We start from the raw sequence: 19,940 nt of genomic DNA, 5'->3' as shown, positions 1-19,940 counted from the left end.
CCGTGACGAACTGGACGGGAAAAAGGCGTGTCCCGGCACAATGGTCAAAAATCACGGTGAAAGGCAAACTCGATCCCACCGTCTTTGCGCAAACCGGTGAATTTGTCATGAAGAGCCGGTTGCCTGATATCATCGTGCTTGGCCTTAGAACCCGCATGTAACAGGCTGATGTTGGTCGACATGCCCTGGCGTATGGTTTCATGTTGCAGAAGGGTCGGCATGGCTGTCTGCCTCTTGCCGCGAATCACCCGCTCGGCTAGTCCCAGCCCATGGGAAAAAGGCTTTTGCCGCCTGAAAATGGCGGTGGCGATCATATCGAGCCGGTCGATCTGAAGAAGGCGCTGGAAGAGCGCTATCTTGCCTATGCGCTGTCGACCATCATGCACCGGGCGCTGCCCGACGTGCGCGACGGACTGAAGCCGGTCCATCGCCGCATCATGCACGCCATGCGCCTGCTGCGGCTCAATCCGGACCAGGGCTTTGCCAAATGCGCCCGCATCGTCGGCGAGGTGATGGGCAAGTTCCACCCACATGGCGACCAGTCGATCTATGACGCGCTGGTGCGGTTGGCGCAGGACTTTTCGATGCGCTACCCCTTGGTCGACGGGCAAGGCAATTTCGGCAACATCGACGGCGATAATGCTGCCGCCATGCGCTACACCGAAGCGCGCATGACCGATGTGGCGACCGAATTGTTGTCCGGCATCACCGAGGACGCCGTCGACTATCGGCCGACCTATAATGAAGAAGACGAAGAGCCGGTGGTTTTGCCCGGCGCCTTCCCGAACCTGCTGGCCAACGGCTCGTCCGGTATTGCGGTGGGCATGGCGACATCGATTCCGCCCCATAATGCGGCCGAGCTGTGCGACGCGGCGCTTCACCTGATCGAGCATCGCGACGCGCCGGTGGCGAAGCTGATGGATTTCGTCCAGGGGCCGGATTTCCCGACCGGCGGCATCATCGTCGACAGCCGTGCCTCTATCCTCGAAGCCTATGAAACCGGCCGTGGCGGCTTCCGCGTGCGGTCGAAGTGGATCCAGGAGGACCAGGGCAGGGGCACCTGGAGCATCGTCGTCACCGAAATCCCTTATGGCGTGCAGAAGGCGCGGCTGATCGAGAAGATCGCCGAGCTGCTGATGGCGCGCAAGCTGCCGCTGCTTGAGGATATCAGGGACGAGAGCGCCGAGGACGTCCGCGTCGTGCTGGTGCCGAAGAGCCGGTCGGTCGACCCCGGCATCCTGATGGAATCGCTGTTCAAGCTTACCGAGCTCGAAAGCCGCTTCCCGCTCAACATGAACGTCCTGTCGCGCGGCAAGGTGCCGAACGTGCTGTCGCTGAAGGGCGTGCTGCAGGAATGGCTCGATCACCGTCGTGAGGTTTTGGTCCGCCGCTCGAAACACCGGCTTGGCGAGATCGAAAGACGGCTGGAGATTCTTGCCGGCTATCTGATCGCTTACCTCAACATCGACGAGGTGATCAGGATCATCCGCGAGGAGGATGAGCCAAAGCAGGTCATGATGGCCCGCTGGTCGCTCACCGACACCCAGGCCGAAGCCATCCTCAATATGCGGCTGCGCGCTCTGCGCAAGCTTGAAGAATTCGAGATCCGCAAGGAATTCGACGGCCTGAGCGCCGAGAAGAAGCAGATCGAGGCGCTGCTTGCTTCAAACGAGAAGCAGTGGGCGACGATCAAGTGGGAAGTTACCAACATCCGCGACAAATTCGGTCCGGAGACCGAGCTCGGCAAGCGCCGCACGCAATTCGCCGACGCGCCCGAGCATGATCTGACCGACATCGCCCACGCCATGATCGAGCGCGAGCCGGTCACCGTGGTCGTCTCGGAAAAGGGCTGGCTGCGGGCGATGAAGGGACATCTGGCCGACCTTTCGACGCTGACCTTCAAGGAGGGCGACAGCCTCAAGCTCGCCTTCCATGCCCAGACCACCGACAAGGTGCTGGTCTTCACCACCGGTGGCAAGTTCTACACCATCGGCGCCGACCGGCTGCCCGGTGGCCGCGGCCATGGCGAGCCGATCCGCATCATCGTCGACATGGACAATGATCAGGACATCGTCACCGCCTTCGTTCACGACCCGAAGCGCAAGCTGCTGCTGGCCTCGCATGACGCCAATGGTTTCATCGTGTCGGAGGAGGAAGTCGTCGCCAACACCCGCAAGGGCAAGCAGGTGATGAACGTCAAGGCGCCGGACGAAGCCAAGCGCTGCATCCCGGTCACCGGCGACCATCTCGCCATCGTCGGCGAGAACCGCAAGATGCTGGTGTTCGCGCTCTCCGAGATTCCGGAGATGGGCCGCGGCAAGGGCGTGCGGCTGCAGAAATACAAGGACGGCGGCCTTCTCGACCTCAAGCCGTTCACGCTGGAGAGCGGCCTTTCCTGGCAGGATTCAGCCGACCGCACCTTCACCCGGTCGCGCGAGGAACTGGCCGAATGGATCGGCGCCCGTGCATCGGCTGGCCGCATGGTGCCGAAGGGATTCCCAAGGACGGGGAAGTTTGGGTAGCTGATCTCCCCCCTCGAGGGCATATGCGCTAAGATAGGTGTTGCAGCGGGGAATCGGTTGTGATTCTACGCTGCGATGACTCACGAATCGCTTGTAGATGACGGCTGGGCCGAGACGATTGAACTCCTCGGCGGTGAAGAGTTGATCACAGGGAGTGCTCGCGAGACGAGGGCGTTCCTGCGGCCGCGGGGTGTCAGGTCGGCTACTGATCTGTTGCGCCTGACGCTGGCTTATTGCCTTGGCAAGGTGGGCATGCGGGGCGTCGTGGCCTGGGCGGCGGCAAGCGGGATCGCCGACATCTCGGATGTGGCGTTGCTCGGCCGGCTGCGCAATGCAGGGCCGTGGCTGCAGCAGTTGATTGGGTATCTTTTGAAGCGCGAGGAGAAAGGCCTGGCCAAAGGCCGGCTGATCCGCATCCTCGATGCGACGGCGGTTGCCAAGGCCGGTGTGCATGAGAAGAAGAACAATGGCCTTTGGCGGATGCACTGCGCCTTCGAGCTTGAGCGCGAGCAGTTCGATTTCATCGAGATCACCGACCAGAGCGAGGCCGAGCTGATCGACCGCGTGCCGGTGATACCGGGCGAGATCCGCATCGGCGACCGCGCCTATCTGCAGGCCGAGCGGATCGCAAAGGTCCTGGCGCAAGGCGGCGACGTTCTCGTGCGCGCGGCGTGGAAGAATGTGCGATGGCTCGACGCCAGCGGCACGGCGTTCGATCTCATCGGCCACCTGAAGAGCTGCCGCGAGGAGGTCATCGAAACGCCTGTCTGGCTGGGCCTCAAGAAGGGCGATCCCCTGAAGATGCGCCTGATCGCCTTGCGCAAATCCGAGGCCGCGGCACAAGAAGCACGACGCAAGATCAACAAGGAAGCCAAGGCCAAGGGCACGCAGGTTCGACAGGAGACGCTGATTGCTGCCGGCTTCGTGATCCTTGTGACCTCGCTCGACCAGGATGAGTTTGACGCCGACACAGTTCTCAAGCTCTATCGCATGCGCTGGCGCATCGAGCTCGCCTTCAAACGTCTGAAGAGCCTGATCGGACTGCGCGCTCCCCCCGCCAAAGACCCAAGGATCGCAAAGCCTTGGATTCTTGCCCACTTCCTCATCGCGCTTGTGACCGAACCCCTCTCGCAGGAGTTTGGTGTCTCTCCCCCTTGAGCGACGGGCGCCCGCTACTGTGGCGCGCCACCCGCCAGATCGTCGCCTCTCTGATCGCAGCGATCTTTGCTCAACCTCCCTTGGCAATCCTGCGCCAAAATCTCCCTGCCTTGCGACATCGATGGCGTGAGCCACCACGAAAGCGCAAATTTCAGTCCATGCCAAAACTATCTTAGCGCATATGCCCTCGAGGGGGAGATGTCGCCAGAGGCGACAGAGGGGGTCGGAACGACGGGACGCGACCTCTCTTTGCAGACATAAGGAGGGTCAGCGCTTCATGCGCGGCGACCCCCTCTGGCCTGCCGGCCATCTCCCCCTCAAGGGGGGAGATCCCCAATCATTTGGACTATCGTCACGATTGCTGCACTATATCGGTGCATAAGCGGGAGGGGTGTTTGGGAGAGCCAGGCGTTTGAAGGAATCCAGAATCCAGAAACCGGAACGGCAGCAGCGCCTGTTCGGCCTGTCGACGCCGCTGCGGGCAGCCGTCATTCCGCCGCTGTCGGCGGCGCGCTGGCTGCTGGTGCTGATCGTCGCCGCCGGCGTCTATTTCTTCCACGGCTTCCTGTTTCCTGTGCTGGCGGCGCTCGTCATCGCCTTCGCCAGCTGGCCGCTCTACCGGCGACTGCTTGTAGCAGTCAGCGGCAATCGCACCATCGCCGCGACCTTTGCCATATTGTTCATCCTCGCCTTCCTGGTGATACCGATCGCGCTGGCCGGCACCTACGCGATCAACGAGGTTCGCGAGTGGGTCGCCTGGGCGATCGAGACCAACCGTCACGGTGCGGTGACACCGCACTGGATCGCCACCATGCCTGTCGTGGGCGAGTGGTTGAACGAGCAGTGGACGACCAATTTTGGCCATCCCGGCGGCATTGGCGAGCTGATCCAGCTGGTCAGCGGCGCCAACATCGGCAGCATCTATCGCGGCGTGCTGGCCGCCGGCGGCAGTGCTTTCGGTCTGCTCCTGACGCTGCTGTTCATGATGATCGCGCTGTTCTTCGCCTATCGCGACGGCGAGCATTTTGCCGGCCAGGTCGACCGCCTTGGCGAACGCATCCTGCCGACCAGATGGGAACGGATCTCGCGCGTCGTGCCGGCGACGATCTCTTCGACCGTGACCGGCATGACGGTCATCGCTATCGGCGAGGGGCTGGTGCTGGGCATTGCCTACTGGCTGGCCGGCGTACCGTCGCCGGTAACACTCGGCGCCTTGACCGGCGTCATGGCGCTGATCCCCGGCGGTGCACCACTGTCCTTCACGCTGGTCTCGATCTACCTCGCCGCCAGCGGATCGCCGATGGCCGGGCTGGCGCTGTTCCTCTGGGGGGCGGTCGAGCTGTTCATCGTCGACAAGACTTTGCGTCCGAAGCTTGTCGGCGGGCCGATAAAGCTGCCCTTCCTGCCGACCTTTTTCGGTCTGATCGGCGGCGTCAAGACCATGGGTTTTCTCGGCCTGTTCATCGGCCCGGTGCTGATGGCCCTGCTGGTCGCGATCTGGCGCGAATGGCTGCGCGAGGTGGAACTGACCGAAGAAATCGTCCCTGGCTCGCCTGCCGAAATCGAAGCCGGTCCGCAAATCGAAGTCGTGCCGGAACCTGACGTGGCGAAGAAGGCCAACGCCTGATCTCGAAAGCCGCTTGCGCTACACCGGATGATGCACCGCAAGGTCGTCGCTGCGGCGCTTGCGCCCCTCGTGCAGTTGCCACAGCGAATGCGCAATCAGCGTGACGATCAGGATCGCGCCGCCGATCAGGCTGTTGCGCGTCGGCGTCTCGGCAAAGATTATCCACACCCAGACCGGCGCCAGCACGGTTTCGAGCAGGTAGAACATCGCCACTTCAGGGCCCGAAATGTATTTCGGTCCGTTGGCGAGGCAGAAGAACGCTATCGGCATGATGACGGCGCCGTTGAGGATGATCCACCCTGGCGCCTCCACCTGAAAGCCGGTCTTGGAGACCATAAACGCCGCCAGCCCAAAAGGCAGGATGACGCCGATCAGCGCGGTAAAGCCCATGTCCTTGCCGCTGGCGCGCGAGATGGTGATGGCGCAAGCGATCAGGAAGGCCGAACACAATGCCATCAGGTCGCCGAACAGATATCCGGTTCCGACGGAATCGCCGACGATGATGACGACGCCGACGATCATCGTTGCCATTGCCGCAAGGGTCAGCGGCCGCGGCCGCTCCTTCAGGAATACCCACGACAGCAGCGCGGCGAACATGGTGGTGAAGGCCAGGATGAAAACCAGGTTGGCGGTCGAGGTGTTGTAGACGCCGGTGATGAAGGCAATCGCGCCCAGCCCGTAGATCGCGGCAACGATCAGGCCAGACCAGCCCGGAATGAGCTGCGGCGCATTTTTGCTGAACGAGCGCCAGACGGTCCACATGATCAGTGCCGCAGCCAAGGTGCAGCCAGTGCGCAGCAGCAAGATCGTCCACGCCTCGCCATGGGCGAGCCGGATCAGCGGGATATCCACGGTCAGCGTCAGCCCGCCAAGTGCGGTGAGCATAAGTCCTTTGGTGTGTGCATCGTGAGACGACATGCAGCGGCTTTCGCAATGAATTCGGGAGAGGACGGCGGATTGGCGCAATCGCACACTCTCCGCCAACCAGCGGAAAGACCAGCATCATCTCAGTTGAAAATGTTTAGGCCCGGACTTGGGAAAGGATAGTTAGCGCGTGACCGCTTCGTTGGTGTAGCGCTCCCAGCCTTTCGGGCCGAGATGCTCCTGCGGCATGAAGCGCATCTTATAATTCATCTTGCGCGAGCCGTTGACCCAGTAGCCGAGGTAGACATGGGGCAGGCCCATCGCCCTGGCGCGGGCGATGTGGTCGAGGATCATGAACGTGCCGAGCGACCGCTCCTCGAAATCGGGATTGAAGTAGGAATAGACCATCGACAGGCCATCGGCCATCTTGTCGGTGAGCGCCACCGCGATCAGCTCGCCCTGTCCCTTGCCGGTGATGAAGGTGTCAGGCCCGCGCCGCCGATACTCGATCACCTTGGTGTCGACATGGGTGTCCTCGACCATCATCGCGTAGTCGAGCACCGTCATGTCGGACATGCCGCCACGGCGGTGGCGGGCATCGAGGTAGCTGCGGAACAAGGAATATTGTTCGGTCGAGGGTTCGGCATTGTGCATGTGGCCGACGAGGTCGGAATTGTGCTGCAGCACGCGCTTCATGTTGCGGCTGGCGACGAATTCCTGGGCCAGGATGCGTACCGAAACGCAGGCGCGGCAGGTCTCACATGCCGGCCTGTAGGCGATGTTCTGCGAGCGCCGGAAACCACCTTGCGTCAGGAGGTCATTCATCTCCGCCGCCTTGTCGCCGACCAGGTGCGTGAACACCTTGCGCTCGAACTGGCCGTCGAGATAGGGACACGGCGACGGCGCGGTCAGGAAGAATTGCGGCGACTGGGTCGGATGCTGCGTCATCGAGCCTTGGAAACACTCCTTCGAATCGCTCTACCTTTGGCTCGGACGGCGAAAAATTCAACAGGATTGTGGAGGCGTGGTTGACCGGACGCCTTCATATTTGCGCTCAATCGGTTTCGGCTGCTCTTAGAAGGCCGTTTCAGCGGTCGGTGCGGCTGACGACCGTGCCAAGCAAAAGGTCGTGCAAGGTGCGCTTGCGGTCGGAAAACAGCGTCACCAGCAGCACGAGCGGCGACAGGATGACGTTGCCGGCCCAGAACAGCACCGAATGGACGACCGCGGTGAGGCCGTCGATCGGCCTGCCATCCAGCCGGTCGAGGCGGATGCCCATCATCTTCATGCCCGTGGTGGCTTGGTCGGTGCTGCCCAGAGTGTTCCAGATGTAGAGGATGGCGACGGCCGGCACCAGGATACCGAACAGCATCCAACCAAGGCCGAGGGTCAAAAGCCCGAGAAAGAACACCAGTATGGCAAACGGAATGGTGAGCAGCGCGACGATGATGTAGTCGATCACGAAGGCCAGGATGCGCTTCGTGCGCACGCCGTCATAGGCCCTGACATCGTCAAGCCTGCTGGTGATGATTTCGCCGTCGAGAACGCGCGCGTTCATGTCATTTCCTCGTAACAGGGACCCTGCATAGGGTGCGGGCCGCTTGAGCATGAAATGGTGAGGGCCTGTCGCGGAATCAAGATCGGGCTTTTTGCGGCGCGCAAGCTCAAACAGCGCGGGATGCAATCTGAACCGGTTGAATTTGCGGCGCGGATGGCATTAGCTTGCTGCGGCGCAACAAAGCGCTCAGGTGGCGCAACAGCGCTCAGGGTAGGGGACGGGGCAAGATGGACTACGACATGCTGGTCATCGGCAGCGGCCCTTCCGGTCGCCGTGCCGCGGTGCAGTCGGCCAAGCTCGGCAAATCGGTGCTGGTGGTCGACCGCGGCCGGCGTCTGGGCGGTGTCTCGGTGCATACCGGCACCATTCCATCGAAAACGCTGCGCGAAACCGTGCTCAACCTCTCGGGCTGGCGCGAGCGCGGCTTTTACGGGCGCGGTTACCGGGTCAAGCAGGATATCTCGGTCGGCGATCTGGTCGAGCGCCTGCACAAGACGCTCGACCACGAGGTCGAGGTCCTGCAGCACCAGTTCATGCGCAACACGGTCAAGAGCGCCCGCGCCGCGGTGAAGTTTCTCGGCCCCAACAAGGTCAGCCTGACCACCGACACCGGCGACTACAGCGAGGTTGGTTTTGCCAACGCGTTGATCGCGGTCGGCACCAGGCCGCATCGGCCGCGCGATGTGCCTTTCGACAAGACCCGCATCTTCGACAGCGACGAGATGCTGGAACTCGACCGGCTGCCGCGCACGCTGACCGTGATCGGCGCCGGCGTCATCGGGGTCGAATATGCGACGATCTTTTCCGCGCTCGACGTGCCGGTGACGCTGGTCGAGCCGCGCAACTCCATCCTCGATTTCGTCGACCGCGAAATCGTCGACGATTTCATCCACCAGATGCGCGATCGCGGCATGACCATCCGGCTGGGCAGCTCGGTGAAGGAAATCCGCTCCAAGCCGGACGCCGCCGAGGTCGAACTGGCCGATGGCCGCACCATCCGTTCCGAGGTCGTGCTCTACGCCGCCGGCCGCACCGGCAATGTCGGCAGCCTGGGCCTGGATGTCGTCGGCATCGACGCCGACTCCAGAGGGCGTATCAAGGTCGATCCGCAATCCTTCCAGACCAGCGTGCCCAACATCTATGCCGCAGGCGACGTCATTGGCTTTCCGAGCCTGGCCTCGACTTCGATGGAGCAGGGCAGGGTGGCGGCCTGCCATGCTTTCGGCGTGCCCTTGCCGCCGCCGCCGGAAACCTTTCCCTACGGCATCTACGCGGTGCCGGAAATCTCGACGGTCGGCCAGTCCGAGGAACAGGTGCGCGAGAGCGGCGCGGCCTATGAGGTCGGCGTGGCTCGTTTTCGCGAGACCTCGCGCGGCCACATCATGGGCGTCAACACCGGCTTCCTGAAGCTCTTGTTCTCGATCGAAACGCGCCGTCTGCTCGGCGCGCACATCATCGGCGAGGGCGCCACCGAACTCATCCACATCGGCCAGGCGGTGATCAATCTCGGCGGCACCGTCGACTTCTTCGTCAACAACACCTTCAACTATCCGACACTTGCCGAAGCCTACAAGATCGCCGGGCTGGATGCCTGGAACAGGATGGGACGGGGGTAGCAGGGCTGCAGTGATGGAGAAGCAGGCCGAGTATCGAAGGGCCCCTCAGCCTGCCTGCGCCAATGCCGCCGATCCCGTCAGCCATTGCCTGACGATCGCGGCGTCGGCGCTGCCGAATTCATGACCCGATGCAACAATCCGGGCGTCGATCTCCGCGCCGTGCTGGCTGAGCAATGTCACCAGAGCCGGCGCGAAGGGCGCGTAGGTAAGATCTGCGGCGCCGGCGACGATCAGCGCTCGCACCTTTGACAAATCCGTCGCCGGCACATCATCGAGCACCGGCATCGGTCGCAGTAGCGCGGCGCGTTCGACCAGGCCCGGATGCAGCAGCATCAGGCTCGAAACCAGATTGGCGCCGTTCGAATAGCCGAGGAACGTCGTGCGGGAGAGGTCGAGATGATGGCGTGCGGCCGCGTCAGCGACGAAGCCCGCAAAGGCCTCGGTTTCGGTGCGGATGCTCTGCTGCTCGAAGCGCGTCGGCGTGATGCGCGCGAACCAGCGGAAACCGTCTTCCTGGACGATGCGGCCGCGCACGGCGATCAGCACGGCATGTGGCGCGATCTCTCTTGCCAGCGGCATCAATGTCGTCTCGTCGACGCCCGATCCATGCAGCAGGAAGAAGCATTCGCCGGTTGAATCCCCGGGATTGTAAAGGCGGTAGCTGAACGCGAGATCACGCAGCAGCGTACCATCTTGTGAGGTCCTTTCGGTCATGGCCTCATCCTTTTGATTCCATGATGATTCCCATCAGTTTGCCGGCTTCAAAACGCAATATTTTCAAGCTCCGCGAAAGTTGATTGAACCGGGCGCATTACAGTCCGTTTCTTCGCCGATACCATTCCTTCGGGAGGAATCGAAGCGGTGCGCCGGGGGTCGCATTGCCGGCATGAACAACCAGCTTTGAGGCCTTTTTGTCGATGACCACCCAGATTTCCCCGGACCGCCATTCGCGTGTCCAAGACCGCGATGTGCGTGTCTCGGATCGTGACACGCGCATAGATGTGTTGCGCGCTCTCGCTCTGCTGACCATCTTTGTCGACCATGTGCCGGGCACCGCCTTCGAGTCTCTGACCTACAAGAACTTGGGCTTTTCGGACGCCGCGGAGGTCTTCGTGCTGATCTCCGGCATCTCGGTTGCGCTCGCTTACGGCAAGAAATTCCAGCCTGGAAACCGGCTGCTGGCAACGTTGAAGATGTGGCGTCGCGCCGGTGTGCTCTATGCCGCCCACATTGTCACCACCATGGTGGTGATGGCCATCTTCTGCGCCGCCGCGGTGTTCGCGAGGCGGCCGGAGCTTTTGACGATGATCAACATCGAGCCGTTGATCAAGAACACGCCGCAAGTGCTGATCGGCATCGTGACGCTCGGCCACCAGCTCGGCTACAACAACATCCTGCCGGTCTATGCAGTGCTGCTGTTGCTGACGCCGGTCTTCCTGCTCTTCGTCAGCTATCGGCCGGTCCTGGCACTGGTCGCGTCCGGCGCACTGTGGCTGGTCGCGGGGATCTACCAGATTGCTCCGCCCAACTATCCCGAGCCCGGCTTCTGGTTTCTCAATCCGTTGTCGTGGCAGTTCCTTTTCAACATCGGCCTGGCAGGCACGCTGCGTGTGCGTCGCGGCGGCACCATCCCGGTCAATCGCTGGCTGGTTGGCGCGGCGTTGGTCTACACCGCCACGGCTCTGGTCTGGGTGCACAGCCCGCTCTGGGGCCAGATCTCCTGGTTTGGCCTGCCTGCGGTTCTGACCGGCTTCGACAAGACGTTCCTGTCACTGCCGAGGCTGCTGCATATATTGGCGGTGAGTTACCTGATCGTGGCATTCCCCGCCATTTCGAACCTGTTTCGCACCGGACGCGATCATCCGCTTGCCATCTTGGGCAAACGCTCGCTGCCGGTCTTCATTGCCGGCACGGTGCTCGCAATGGCGGCGCAGGTGCTGAAGCTGATCAATCCGGGCGGATTTGCCTATGACAGCCTGTTGATATCGGCTGGCATCGTCATGCAGTTCGCGCTCGCCTATTATCTCGAATGGCTTTCGGGTCTCGGCTGGTCCGGGAAAAGCAGGCCGGTTCACAACGCGGCACCGCCCGTCTATGCGTCCTTCGGCATGTCGTCGATGGCGACAAGAATGGGGCGCTGAAGCGTCAGGCGGCTCAGGCGGGCGAGGGGCCGGATGAAGCCCGCACCAAGAGGTTGACGGGCAGCGATTGCCGGCTGAACGAGCCGTCATTCTCGAGGATCGCCTTGACGGCAAGGCGGCCCATCTCGGCGATCGGCTGGACGATTGTGGTCAGCGGCGGCTTGGAAACCGCTCCCTCCGGAACACCGTCGAAGCCGATGATCGAAACGTCGCCCGGTACCGCGATGTCACGCTGCCGCAGCCAGTCCAATGTATGCAAGGCGATCCTGTCCGACATGGCCAGGATGGCGGTCGGTGTCTCGGCGCCTGCGAAAATATGGTCTAGACCGGCCCATACGCTCTCCTCGTCGTTGACCGTTTCGTAGATCGGCACACGCGAGACGTCGATGTCGACGCGGGAGAGTTCCGCGAAGTAGCCACGCAGGCGGTCGCGCGTCCCGGAATAGAGGGCCTTCTCCACTTGCTCCTGTGTGGTGGGGCCGAAGCCGGAGTCCGCGACGGGCAGGGCAAGCACTGCAAAGCGACGATGCCCGAGCTCGGTCAGATGTCGGGCCGCCAGGCCGGCCCCGGCGATGTTGTCGACACCGATGGCGGCGACCGCCTCGTCATCGTCTGAATCGAGATCCAGCGCCACAAAGGGCAGCTTGCGTTCACGCGCCAGCTCGACCAGCTTTGAACCGCCATCGACGCAGAACACGATGAAGCCATCGACAAGCGCGCTCTGGATGTTCCAGGCGAGTTGCTCATTGTTGGCGGCCGAGACCAGCGAGATCCCCGCACCGGTCGCATCACAAGCCTGCGAGATGCTGGCCATCATCACCCGGGCGAAAGGGTCGTCGAAGAAATAGGATAACGGCTCCGCGGTCGCGACACCGATGGCGTTGACCTTGCCGGCACGCAGCAGCCGGCCCTTGGGGTCAGGCCCGCCATATCCCATGGCCTCGGCTGCCGCCTTGACCCGTTCGCGGACCTCCTCGCGCACGATCTCCGGGCGGGCGAACACGTTGGACGCGGTGCCGTGCGACACGCCGGCCGCTTTGGCAATGTCTGCCAGCCGGATCGGCCTGGTCTTTCCAGAGGTCAGTGGCGCCATCTTCGTCTCCTGAATTATTCCCCTCTAACACTTTCGTTGGATCGGTTCAAATTTTGGCTTGATCATGGGATCGGCGAAGTGTATATTTGAATCGATCCAATCCGTATCTGATCTTTTGATTGGATCGATTCAAGCCTTGGAAAGGGAGATGTGTCATGCACCCCGTCAATTTTCTGTTCGAAGACATCTATCGCAACGACTGGAGCATCTCGTCGAACACCACGACGCAGAGGCGCCGCGGCAAGGCCAGTCCATGGGTCCGCGATCTGCGATTCCTTGTGGAGCGCAAGCGGATCTGATCGGGGTTGTCTTTGACATCCGCCGATTGGATCGATTCAAGCGCTGAAAGGAGTGCCCATCATGCATCCCGTGAGCTATCTCTTCGAAGACATCTACCGCAACTACTGGGGCATCGCGCCGACCGAACGGCCGGAGGGCCGTCGGTTGGCGAGGTTGCGGCGACGCAATCGCGAATCGCTTGTCCAGCCCGAGCGCCGGCAGGATTGACTGCTCCGCAAACGACGCTTGACGGGCGCAGGCCTGGTATCGGGCAGGGCGCCCAGAGGCGTCAGGAACGCACGCGCACCAGCGCCGAAGCAGCGATCGCCAGCCAGCCGGCGATAAGCAAGGTGCCGCCGATCGGCGCCGACAGCGGGAACAGCCGCGAACCGATAAAATCGCGGGCCAGCAGATCGCCGCAGAATAACAGAAGCCCAACCAGCAGCACGAGGCTGCCGATGTGCAGGATCCGGTTCGCGCCAAGCAATCCGGCTGCGAGGAAGACCGGCGCATGCATGAGCAGGAAGGATGCGGCGGTGCCAACAAAGGCGCCGCCCAGATGTGCCGCCGCGGCCGACAGCGCCACGCCGGCGGCGCCACAGAGGCCGCCTGCCAGGACGAGGATGCGGCCGATGTTGCCGGAAAATTGCTCGGCCGTACTCATGTCCGTGGCTCCGTGATATCAGAGGGATACGCCCAACCCCGTCAGGGCTTGCCGGCGTTGGCGAGCATGTCCTGCTCGCGGCGTGACTGTGCCAGCCAGTTATACACCGCGCCCCCGGCCATCAAGACGGATGTGCCCAGAAACACAGAACGCATGCCGAAATGGCCACCGGCAAAGCCGCCAAGCAAGGGGCCGGCGACCTGCCCGACATACTGGGCGGAGATCGACAGCCCGAGCACGTTGCCGCCGACGCCATCAGGCACATTATGACGGATCACGCTGGTGATGCAGGGCAGGAGACCGCCCAGCGCCAGGCCCATCAGGAAGCGCAGGCCGATGAGTTGCCAGCTCTGCGTGACGAAGGCCTGCGGGATCAGCAGCAGCGCGGAGACGGCAAGCGCGCCGATGATGACGTTCCAATGGCCGACCCGGTCGGCGAGCTTGCCGAGGCGCGAGGCCGACAGGATGGCGCCAAGGGCCGCCGCCGACATGACGACGCCTGATATCAGCGTGACGCGGCTCTGGTCTTCGATGAGCTGCTGCACATAGACGGTGATGATCGGCTCGATCGACATGGTGGCGAAACTCAACAGCATGCCGGTCGCCAGCATGGCGACAACAGGCCGTTTGTCGGGGATTTGTGCCCAGCCGCCTTTCGGCTTCTGCTTGGACGCGGCTTCCGCTGTTTTCGGCCGGGGATTTTCCTTGATGAGAAACGTGGTCGCCAGGAACGCCAGGAAGATGACGCCGCCGGACAAGAGGAAGGTGGCGCGGATGCCGATCAGCGGCGGCAAGATACCGCCAACCAGTGGGCCGACCAATGCCCCAGCCGTGATGCCGGCAGACAGCAGGCCGAGCGCCCAGCCGGAACGTTCCTTTGGCGTCTGCATGGCGACGAGGATGGTCGATCCCGAGGAATAGCCGCCGGCAAAACCGATCAGCAGCCGCAGCAGCACCAGCTGCCAGACGGTCTGCACCATGCCGGTCAGCGACATGCATATGGCCATGCCGAAGCTGGCGCGAACCAGCATGACCTTGCGGCCGTAACGGTCCCCGAGACGTCCCCAGAGCGGCGCCACCAGCGCTGCCGCGAAGAAGGTCGCGCCATAGGCGATCCCCGACCATTGCACGATCGCCGCGTGGCCCTCGGCGCCGAGCTGCTCGATGTAGAGCGGCAGGAAGGGCAAGAGCAGCGTCATGGCGACAAGCGTCGAGAACGAACCGGCAAAGCACACGAACAGATTGCGCCGCCAATGGATGTTGTAGGTGCTGTCGGTCGCCGGGGGTGTGTTTTGCGGCATGTCATATGTCCTGTCCGAGCAACTTTATCGATGCTTGCTGCGGATACCAATTTGGGATACCAAGATGGCGCCCGTCATGGACGCAAGCCTGGCCGCTGTCAATGCGACCTGTCAAACGTGATCGGGAAACGCGGCCGACAGGCCGATCGCCAGCAAACAGCCGGAAAACGGAAACGACCATGTCGCAGATGCAGAGCGTCGAAAAACAGCTTCGGCAGATGATCCTGGGCCTCGAGATCGGTCCCGGCGAGAAGCTGACCGAGCGCTGGATCGAAAGCCGCTTCGGTGCGTCGCGAACCCCGGTCAGGGCGGCACTTCTGCGGCTCGAGACCGAGGGCCTTGTCGGCAGGGAAGGACGTGGCTGGACGGTGTCGCCCATCAATCTGGCTGAACTCGAGCAGATCGCCGTCTACAGGGAGGCGGTCGAGGTTGCGGCACTTCGCTTGACATGCGGCTTGGCGGACCGGAGCGCCGTCGATGTCATCGAGGCGATGCTCGAGTCCTGCGACAACGACACGCCGCGCGAGGAATGGCATCGTGTTGGCATGGATTTTCACATCGAACTGGCGCGGCTGTCGGGCAACGAATTCCTGTTCCGGGCGGTCCGCGATGCCATGACGCGCCTGTCGCGGGCGCGCTGGCTGGAGGTTCGCGACGAAGCGGCCCTTGCTCGCGCCTGGGCTGAACATCGCGCCATTCTGGCGGCCGCACGCCTTGGCGATGCCGATGAAGCCGTGCGCCTGCTTTCGGGCCACATCGTCGGCAGCCGCGACCGGCTGGTGACGTCGCTCGCCAACGATCGCCGTGGTCTTCGTGCCAGAGGCTTTGCCGTGGTCGCCGCTTAGAGCAATTACAGGAAAAGTGTGAAACGGTTTTCCGTCCGGAATTGCGTCAACAAAGGGACAGGGCAATTCCAGGAAAAGTGCTCCAAACGATCAGTGCAGGGCAGGGTACGCGCCGCGCAAAGGGCGGCCTCGGGACGTATGCGCACTTTCGGCCTCGCTTCGCAGACGCCGATGGCGTAAGGAGCGGCGATGGAAAACAACCGATTTGAAACACCTGTGACTGTGAAGTCAGTCGCGGCGGGAAGCACTCAGCTCTTGCGTACGGCGCGTGAGGCTTCCGACTACCTCCTCAACAGCTGGCCCGGCAAGCGCAGCCCCAAGCATCGCGCGGCGCTGCAGGCCTGCCATGACGCGCTGGCCGGCGACAAGCCGGCGATGAATGCCAGGCGCGCCTTCATTGCGGCAGCGCGCGAAGTGGACGTGTTTGTCAGCGACAAGGCGCCCGCCTGATACAAGGCGGCGATCTGGGCGGCGATCTGGATTGAGGCATGGCCCGCATCTGCGGGCCTTTTGCCGTCACTTCGCCGTTTCGGTTTCGCCTTCGGTCTCGTCCTCGGGCTTCGAACGTTCCCGCGCCGCAACCTTGGCTGCCAGCTTCTCGGCCTTTTTGGCCGCTTTCTGGCGGTCGCGTTCCTTGCGTTCCTGATCGTAATTTGGTGGTCGCGCCATATCGGCTCCTTTTCACTGCCTCGCGGCTATGGTCCTGCCTAGGAGCATTAGCCGTCAAACACAACAGCTGAAGCGATGGTCCCCTGCGGTTCGCGTCGATGATGGTCCGGGGCTTGCAAGATCGGCGGCACAATGGTGTAGGGGAGAACAGGGGCGCCAACACACTGCGCAGCGATCTGCCCGTTTGTTTTGATCAAGTGAACCATGGCCACCATACAACGAACGACGGCAAGGGTTTTCTACTATGCGCGCAACGTCTTGCGCGACATCGCCCCGCAGGCACTCTTCCGTCGCCGGCTGGCGAGCCGCCTCGAACAGGCCAGGCTCTCGGATGAGGCGGTGCGGCGGCGGCTGAACTACTACAACAAGCTGCAGCATGCGTTTTCGCCCAGCCCGGCTGCGGTGCGTCTCGACGAGCTGCCCTCCACGCCGACCATGTACTATTACGACCTCAGGGAGTTTGCCCGCTATTTCGACCCGGCATTGCTCGTCGACGTCGAATTCGGCGACGTCATCGAGGTGCCGAAGGTGCCGACGCTCGTCAAGGATCGGCCGATCCGCGCGGACGACAGCAATGCGGTGATCATGAAATTCAACAAGTTCCGGCATTTTCACATGCCGGCCGACGCAGCTGCATTCGCCGACAAACGCCCGGTCGTAGTCTGGCGCGGCGATCTCAACAATCCGATACGGACGAGGTTCCTGGACGCCGTGCGCGATCTGCCGTTCTGCGACGCTGGCTCACACAAGCCGTATGCGCCGGCCGAGTACAGCAAACCTTTTCTCAGCATCAGCCAACAGCTGCGTTGCCGCTACATCGTCTCGCTCGAAGGCAACGACGTGGCGACCAATCTCAAATGGATCCTGAATTCCAATTCGCTCTGCCTGATGCCGTTGCCGACATACGAGACATGGTTTGCGGAAAAGCAACTCGAGGCCGGTGTCCACTATGTGCCGCTCGAGCCGGATTTCGCCGATGTCGCGGACAAGGTGCGCTATTTCGAACACCACCCGGCCGAGGCGCAACGCATCATCGCCGCGGCCAATGCCTATTGCCGCCAATTCTCCAACGAGCAGGACGAGCAGGCGATCTCCCTGCTCGTGCTCTACAAATATTTCGTGCTCAGCGGCCAGATCGACCCTGATCCCGAGGTCTGGCGTTTCATCCAGGGTTAATGCATGCGCCCAAAAGTGGCGCCGGTTTTGGGAGGACGACGTGTATGACAACAGAAACCTAAAGCGCGGTGCCTAAATCCGTTCAACCGCGCCGCGCTTTAGAACGCCGCGTGCCTCGGCACCCGCTCGTCAGATGCCGCTGCGGTCAAGAACGAGATCAGCGGGGCCGAAGCGGTCCTTTGCGGTCAGTTGCTGGTGCCAGTAGGGATAGAGCAGGGGTGGCCGGCTGACCGCGTCGAGGCGGCTGCGTTCGTCGTCGGCGAGCACCAGGCTTGCCGCCGCGATATTGTCCCGGAACTGCGTTTCGGTCCTGCCGCCGATCACCAGTGAACTGACGGCCGGCCGGCCAAGCAGCCAGGCCAGTGCCACCTGCGCCGCCGACACGCCGCGCTGGGTGCCGATCTCGACAAGCACATCGACGATCCGCCACAGCCGGTCCTCGTCGCGGATCGGCGGTTCCGACCAGCCGGCGAGCTGGCGGGCGGTGGGGCTGTCGCGGCGGTATTTGCCGGACAGCAATCCGCCGGCAAGCGGGCTCCAGACCAGAACGCCCAGCCCCTGGTCGACGGAAATCGGCAGCAATTCATACTCCGCCTCGCGCGCTTCCAGCGTGTAGTGGATCTGCTGGGTGACGAAGCGCGGCTGGTGATGGCTGTCGCTGATGCCGAGCGCCTTCATCACCTGCCAGCCGGAATAGTTGGAGCAGCCGACATAGCGGATCTTGCCTTGGGCAACCAAAGTATCGAGCGCGGCGATGGTTTCCTCCAGCGGTGTCACGCCATCCCATTCGTGCAGGAAGTAGATGTCGATGACGTCGGTCCTAAGCCGCTTCAGGCTCTTCTCGCATTCGCGGATCAGATGGTGGCGCGACAGGCCTTCATCGTTCGGACCTTTGCCGATCCGCATCCGCGCCTTGGAGGCGATCAGCACGTCGCCCTTGCGCTTGCCGCCGAGCGCTTCACCGATGATCTCTTCCGAAATGCCGTTCGAATAGACATTGGCGGTGTCGATGACGTTGATGCCGGCATCGATACAGAGGTCGATCATCCGGCGCGCCTCGTCGAGGTCGGTCTTGCCGACCGCCGAAAACGCGCCGGCGCCGCCGAAGGTCATGGTGCCCATGGTCAGTGTCGAAACTTTCAGGCCGGAACGGCCGAGGGTGCGGTATTCCATGTCAGTCCTCGCGATTGCGTTGGGAAGGGGGCTGGGGAGGGTGCCCCGAATGTGGCCGCTATTTGTAGGACAATTTGGGCGGCTTGTCTCCATGCCACGACGACGGATCGATCATGTCTCGACGGATTGGCGGCCGCCGTGATCGCGCTCGGGCTGCAATAAAACCGTCATTGCCGGCCTATATTGAAGTCGGCTCAGGGTGTTGCCGTTCCGGCCATAAGCCGGGAGTTTGGGGCGCCGGACGTGGATCGACAGAGCGTGCAAGCGGAGCAGCTGATATGACCGAGCTAAAACAGAATTCTCCTGCCAAGGACTGGCTTGAAGCCGAGCTCGCCGACACGCTCGACGAGGACTATGAGCTCGAAATGTCGGAGCCGGCGCTGTCGATGGAGATCGCCAAGATCTACAAGAACGCGCATCCGCCTTCGATCGATCGCATGCAGTATTTTCGCGAGTTGATCACCTTGCAGTCCGAATTGATCAAGCTGCAGTCCTGGGTCGCCTACCACAAGAAGAAGCTGGTGGTGATCTTCGAGGGGCGCGACTCGGCCGGCAAGGGCGGCGTCATCAAGCGGATCACCCAGCGGCTCAACCCGCGCATCTGCCGTGTCGTGGCACTGCCGGCGCCGACCGAGCGCGAGAAATCGCAATGGTATTTCCAGCGCTACGTGCCGCATCTGCCGGCTGGCGGCGAGATCGTGCTGTTCGACCGCTCCTGGTACAACCGCTCGGGCGTCGAGCGGGTGATGGGTTTTGCCCAGCCTGATCAGGTGGAAGAGTTCTTTCGCGACGTGCCGGAGTTCGAGCGCATGCTGGTCCGCTCGGGCATCACCGTGGTCAAATACTGGTTCTCGATCACCGACGAGGAACAGCAGATGCGCTTCCTGATGCGCATCCACGATCCGATGAAGCAGTGGAAACTGTCGCCGATGGACCTGCAGTCGCGCGTGCGCTGGGAGCAGTACACCAAGGCCAAGGAAGAGACCTTCGTGCGCACCAACATCCCGGAAGCCCCCTGGTTCATCGTCGAAGGCAACGACAAGAAGCGGGCGCGGCTGAACTGCATCGACCACCTGCTCAAGCAGATGCCCTATGAAGAGGTCCCACACGAAGAGATCACGTTGCCGGAACGCGTTTTCAATCCCGAATACGAGCGCCAGACGCTGCCGCGCGAGCTCTACGTGCCGGAGAAGTATTGAGATAGACGAAGCTGCGATCCCCGTGGGGGAGATGCCCGGCAGGGCAGAGGGGGGC

Annotated in this window: 21 protein-coding genes; 11 read left to right on the top strand and 10 right to left on the bottom strand. The window is 62.5% G+C overall.

Annotated elements, in window-relative coordinates:
• Positions 1 to 44: 44 nt before the first annotated feature.
• Positions 45 to 314, bottom strand: coding sequence for a hypothetical protein (locus ACZ89F_RS17025; protein ID WP_476097472.1), 270 nt, complete (start codon positions 312 to 314; stop codon positions 45 to 47).
• On the opposite strand from ACZ89F_RS17025, the gene parC reads away from it, so the two are divergent.
• The 3 genes from parC (at position 270) to ACZ89F_RS17010 (ending at position 5,307) form a co-directional block, all read left to right on the top strand.
• The gene (parC, locus tag ACZ89F_RS17020; protein ID WP_476093070.1) at positions 270 to 2,522 is read left to right on the top strand and encodes a DNA topoisomerase IV subunit A; all 2,253 of its coding nucleotides are present in this window, start codon (positions 270 to 272) and stop codon (positions 2,520 to 2,522) included. The genes ACZ89F_RS17025 and parC overlap by 45 nt on opposite strands.
• A gap of 75 nt (positions 2,523 to 2,597) precedes the next feature.
• The gene (locus ACZ89F_RS17015; protein WP_123150424.1) at positions 2,598 to 3,680 is read left to right on the top strand and encodes a transposase; all 1,083 of its coding nucleotides are present in this window, start codon (positions 2,598 to 2,600) and stop codon (positions 3,678 to 3,680) included.
• Between the two features lie 412 nt (positions 3,681 to 4,092).
• Positions 4,093 to 5,307: an AI-2E family transporter gene (locus ACZ89F_RS17010; RefSeq protein WP_476093069.1), complete on the top strand. Its 1,215-nt coding sequence runs from the start codon at positions 4,093 to 4,095 to the stop codon at positions 5,305 to 5,307.
• Between the two features lie 18 nt (positions 5,308 to 5,325).
• Here ACZ89F_RS17010 and ACZ89F_RS17005 read toward each other — a convergent pair whose 3' ends face one another.
• The 3 genes from ACZ89F_RS17005 to ACZ89F_RS16995 all read right to left on the bottom strand — a co-directional run bounded on the left by ACZ89F_RS17005 (position 5,326) and on the right by ACZ89F_RS16995 (position 7,729).
• Positions 5,326 to 6,225 carry a DMT family transporter gene (locus ACZ89F_RS17005; protein WP_476093068.1) on the bottom strand — a complete coding sequence of 300 codons (900 nt, stop codon included), beginning with the start codon at positions 6,223 to 6,225 and terminating at the stop codon, positions 5,326 to 5,328.
• 129 nt (positions 6,226 to 6,354) lie between these two features.
• A complete protein-coding gene (locus tag ACZ89F_RS17000) occupies positions 6,355 to 7,119 on the bottom strand; it encodes an arginyltransferase (protein WP_109668555.1) in 765 nt (254 codons plus the stop codon).
• Positions 7,120 to 7,258: 139 nt separating this feature from the next.
• Positions 7,259 to 7,729 carry an RDD family protein gene (locus ACZ89F_RS16995; protein ID WP_183453364.1) on the bottom strand — a complete coding sequence of 157 codons (471 nt, stop codon included), beginning with the start codon at positions 7,727 to 7,729 and terminating at the stop codon, positions 7,259 to 7,261.
• A gap of 227 nt (positions 7,730 to 7,956) precedes the next feature.
• Between ACZ89F_RS16995 and sthA the strand changes: the two genes are divergently transcribed.
• A complete protein-coding gene (gene sthA, locus ACZ89F_RS16990; protein ID WP_476093067.1) occupies positions 7,957 to 9,345 on the top strand; it encodes a Si-specific NAD(P)(+) transhydrogenase in 1,389 nt (462 codons plus the stop codon).
• Between the two features lie 45 nt (positions 9,346 to 9,390).
• On the opposite strand, the gene ACZ89F_RS16985 is transcribed toward sthA, so the two are convergent.
• A complete protein-coding gene (locus tag ACZ89F_RS16985) occupies positions 9,391 to 10,059 on the bottom strand; it encodes an alpha/beta hydrolase (protein ID WP_476093066.1) in 669 nt (222 codons plus the stop codon).
• A gap of 203 nt (positions 10,060 to 10,262) precedes the next feature.
• Between ACZ89F_RS16985 and ACZ89F_RS16980 the strand changes: the two genes are divergently transcribed.
• On the top strand, positions 10,263 to 11,486 hold the full coding sequence (locus ACZ89F_RS16980) for an OpgC family protein (protein ID WP_476093065.1): 1,224 nt from the start codon (positions 10,263 to 10,265) through the stop codon (positions 11,484 to 11,486).
• Between the two features lie 13 nt (positions 11,487 to 11,499).
• On the opposite strand, the gene ACZ89F_RS16975 is transcribed toward ACZ89F_RS16980, so the two are convergent.
• The gene (locus tag ACZ89F_RS16975; RefSeq protein ID WP_476093064.1) at positions 11,500 to 12,579 is read right to left on the bottom strand and encodes a LacI family DNA-binding transcriptional regulator; all 1,080 of its coding nucleotides are present in this window, start codon (positions 12,577 to 12,579) and stop codon (positions 11,500 to 11,502) included.
• 155 nt (positions 12,580 to 12,734) lie between these two features.
• Here ACZ89F_RS16975 and ACZ89F_RS16970 point away from each other — a divergent pair, with 155 nt between their 5' ends.
• Positions 12,735 to 12,878 carry a hypothetical protein gene (locus ACZ89F_RS16970; protein ID WP_136622053.1) on the top strand — a complete coding sequence of 48 codons (144 nt, stop codon included), beginning with the start codon at positions 12,735 to 12,737 and terminating at the stop codon, positions 12,876 to 12,878.
• A gap of 61 nt (positions 12,879 to 12,939) precedes the next feature.
• The gene (locus ACZ89F_RS16965; RefSeq protein WP_476093063.1) at positions 12,940 to 13,086 is read left to right on the top strand and encodes a hypothetical protein; all 147 of its coding nucleotides are present in this window, start codon (positions 12,940 to 12,942) and stop codon (positions 13,084 to 13,086) included.
• A gap of 61 nt (positions 13,087 to 13,147) precedes the next feature.
• Here ACZ89F_RS16965 and ACZ89F_RS16960 read toward each other — a convergent pair whose 3' ends face one another.
• Together ACZ89F_RS16960 and ACZ89F_RS16955 are read right to left on the bottom strand one after the other, a co-directional pair.
• Complete coding sequence (locus ACZ89F_RS16960; protein WP_476093062.1) at positions 13,148 to 13,522, bottom strand: DUF423 domain-containing protein; 375 nt, start codon at positions 13,520 to 13,522, stop codon at positions 13,148 to 13,150.
• Between the two features lie 41 nt (positions 13,523 to 13,563).
• Positions 13,564 to 14,823, bottom strand: coding sequence for a multidrug efflux MFS transporter (locus ACZ89F_RS16955; protein ID WP_476093061.1), 1,260 nt, complete (start codon positions 14,821 to 14,823; stop codon positions 13,564 to 13,566).
• A gap of 179 nt (positions 14,824 to 15,002) precedes the next feature.
• Between ACZ89F_RS16955 and ACZ89F_RS16950 the strand changes: the two genes are divergently transcribed.
• Together ACZ89F_RS16950 and ACZ89F_RS16945 are read left to right on the top strand one after the other, a co-directional pair.
• Positions 15,003 to 15,668, top strand: coding sequence for a GntR family transcriptional regulator (locus ACZ89F_RS16950; RefSeq protein ID WP_476093060.1), 666 nt, complete (start codon positions 15,003 to 15,005; stop codon positions 15,666 to 15,668).
• A gap of 255 nt (positions 15,669 to 15,923) precedes the next feature.
• Positions 15,924 to 16,118, top strand: a complete 195-nt coding sequence (locus ACZ89F_RS16945) for a DUF982 domain-containing protein (RefSeq protein ID WP_244497772.1) — start codon at positions 15,924 to 15,926, stop codon at positions 16,116 to 16,118.
• Positions 16,119 to 16,184: 66 nt separating this feature from the next.
• Here ACZ89F_RS16945 and ACZ89F_RS16940 read toward each other — a convergent pair whose 3' ends face one another.
• Entirely contained in the window at positions 16,185 to 16,337 is a 153-nt protein-coding gene (locus ACZ89F_RS16940) for a hypothetical protein (protein ID WP_081738829.1), read from the bottom strand.
• Positions 16,338 to 16,541: 204 nt separating this feature from the next.
• Here ACZ89F_RS16940 and ACZ89F_RS16935 point away from each other — a divergent pair, with 204 nt between their 5' ends.
• A complete protein-coding gene (locus ACZ89F_RS16935; protein ID WP_476093059.1) occupies positions 16,542 to 17,513 on the top strand; it encodes a glycosyl transferase family 90 in 972 nt (323 codons plus the stop codon).
• A gap of 129 nt (positions 17,514 to 17,642) precedes the next feature.
• Here the strand turns inward: ACZ89F_RS16935 and ACZ89F_RS16930 are convergent, their stop codons facing one another.
• The gene (locus ACZ89F_RS16930; protein WP_476093058.1) at positions 17,643 to 18,686 is read right to left on the bottom strand and encodes an aldo/keto reductase; all 1,044 of its coding nucleotides are present in this window, start codon (positions 18,684 to 18,686) and stop codon (positions 17,643 to 17,645) included.
• A gap of 278 nt (positions 18,687 to 18,964) precedes the next feature.
• Between ACZ89F_RS16930 and ppk2 the strand changes: the two genes are divergently transcribed.
• Positions 18,965 to 19,885: a polyphosphate kinase 2 gene (gene ppk2, locus ACZ89F_RS16925; RefSeq protein ID WP_056594030.1), complete on the top strand. Its 921-nt coding sequence runs from the start codon at positions 18,965 to 18,967 to the stop codon at positions 19,883 to 19,885.
• Positions 19,886 to 19,940: the final 55 nt, after the last annotated feature.

This window comes from Mesorhizobium sp. USDA 3734, assembly GCF_056279665.1.
This window is presented reverse-complemented; position numbering and strand designations above follow the sequence as displayed.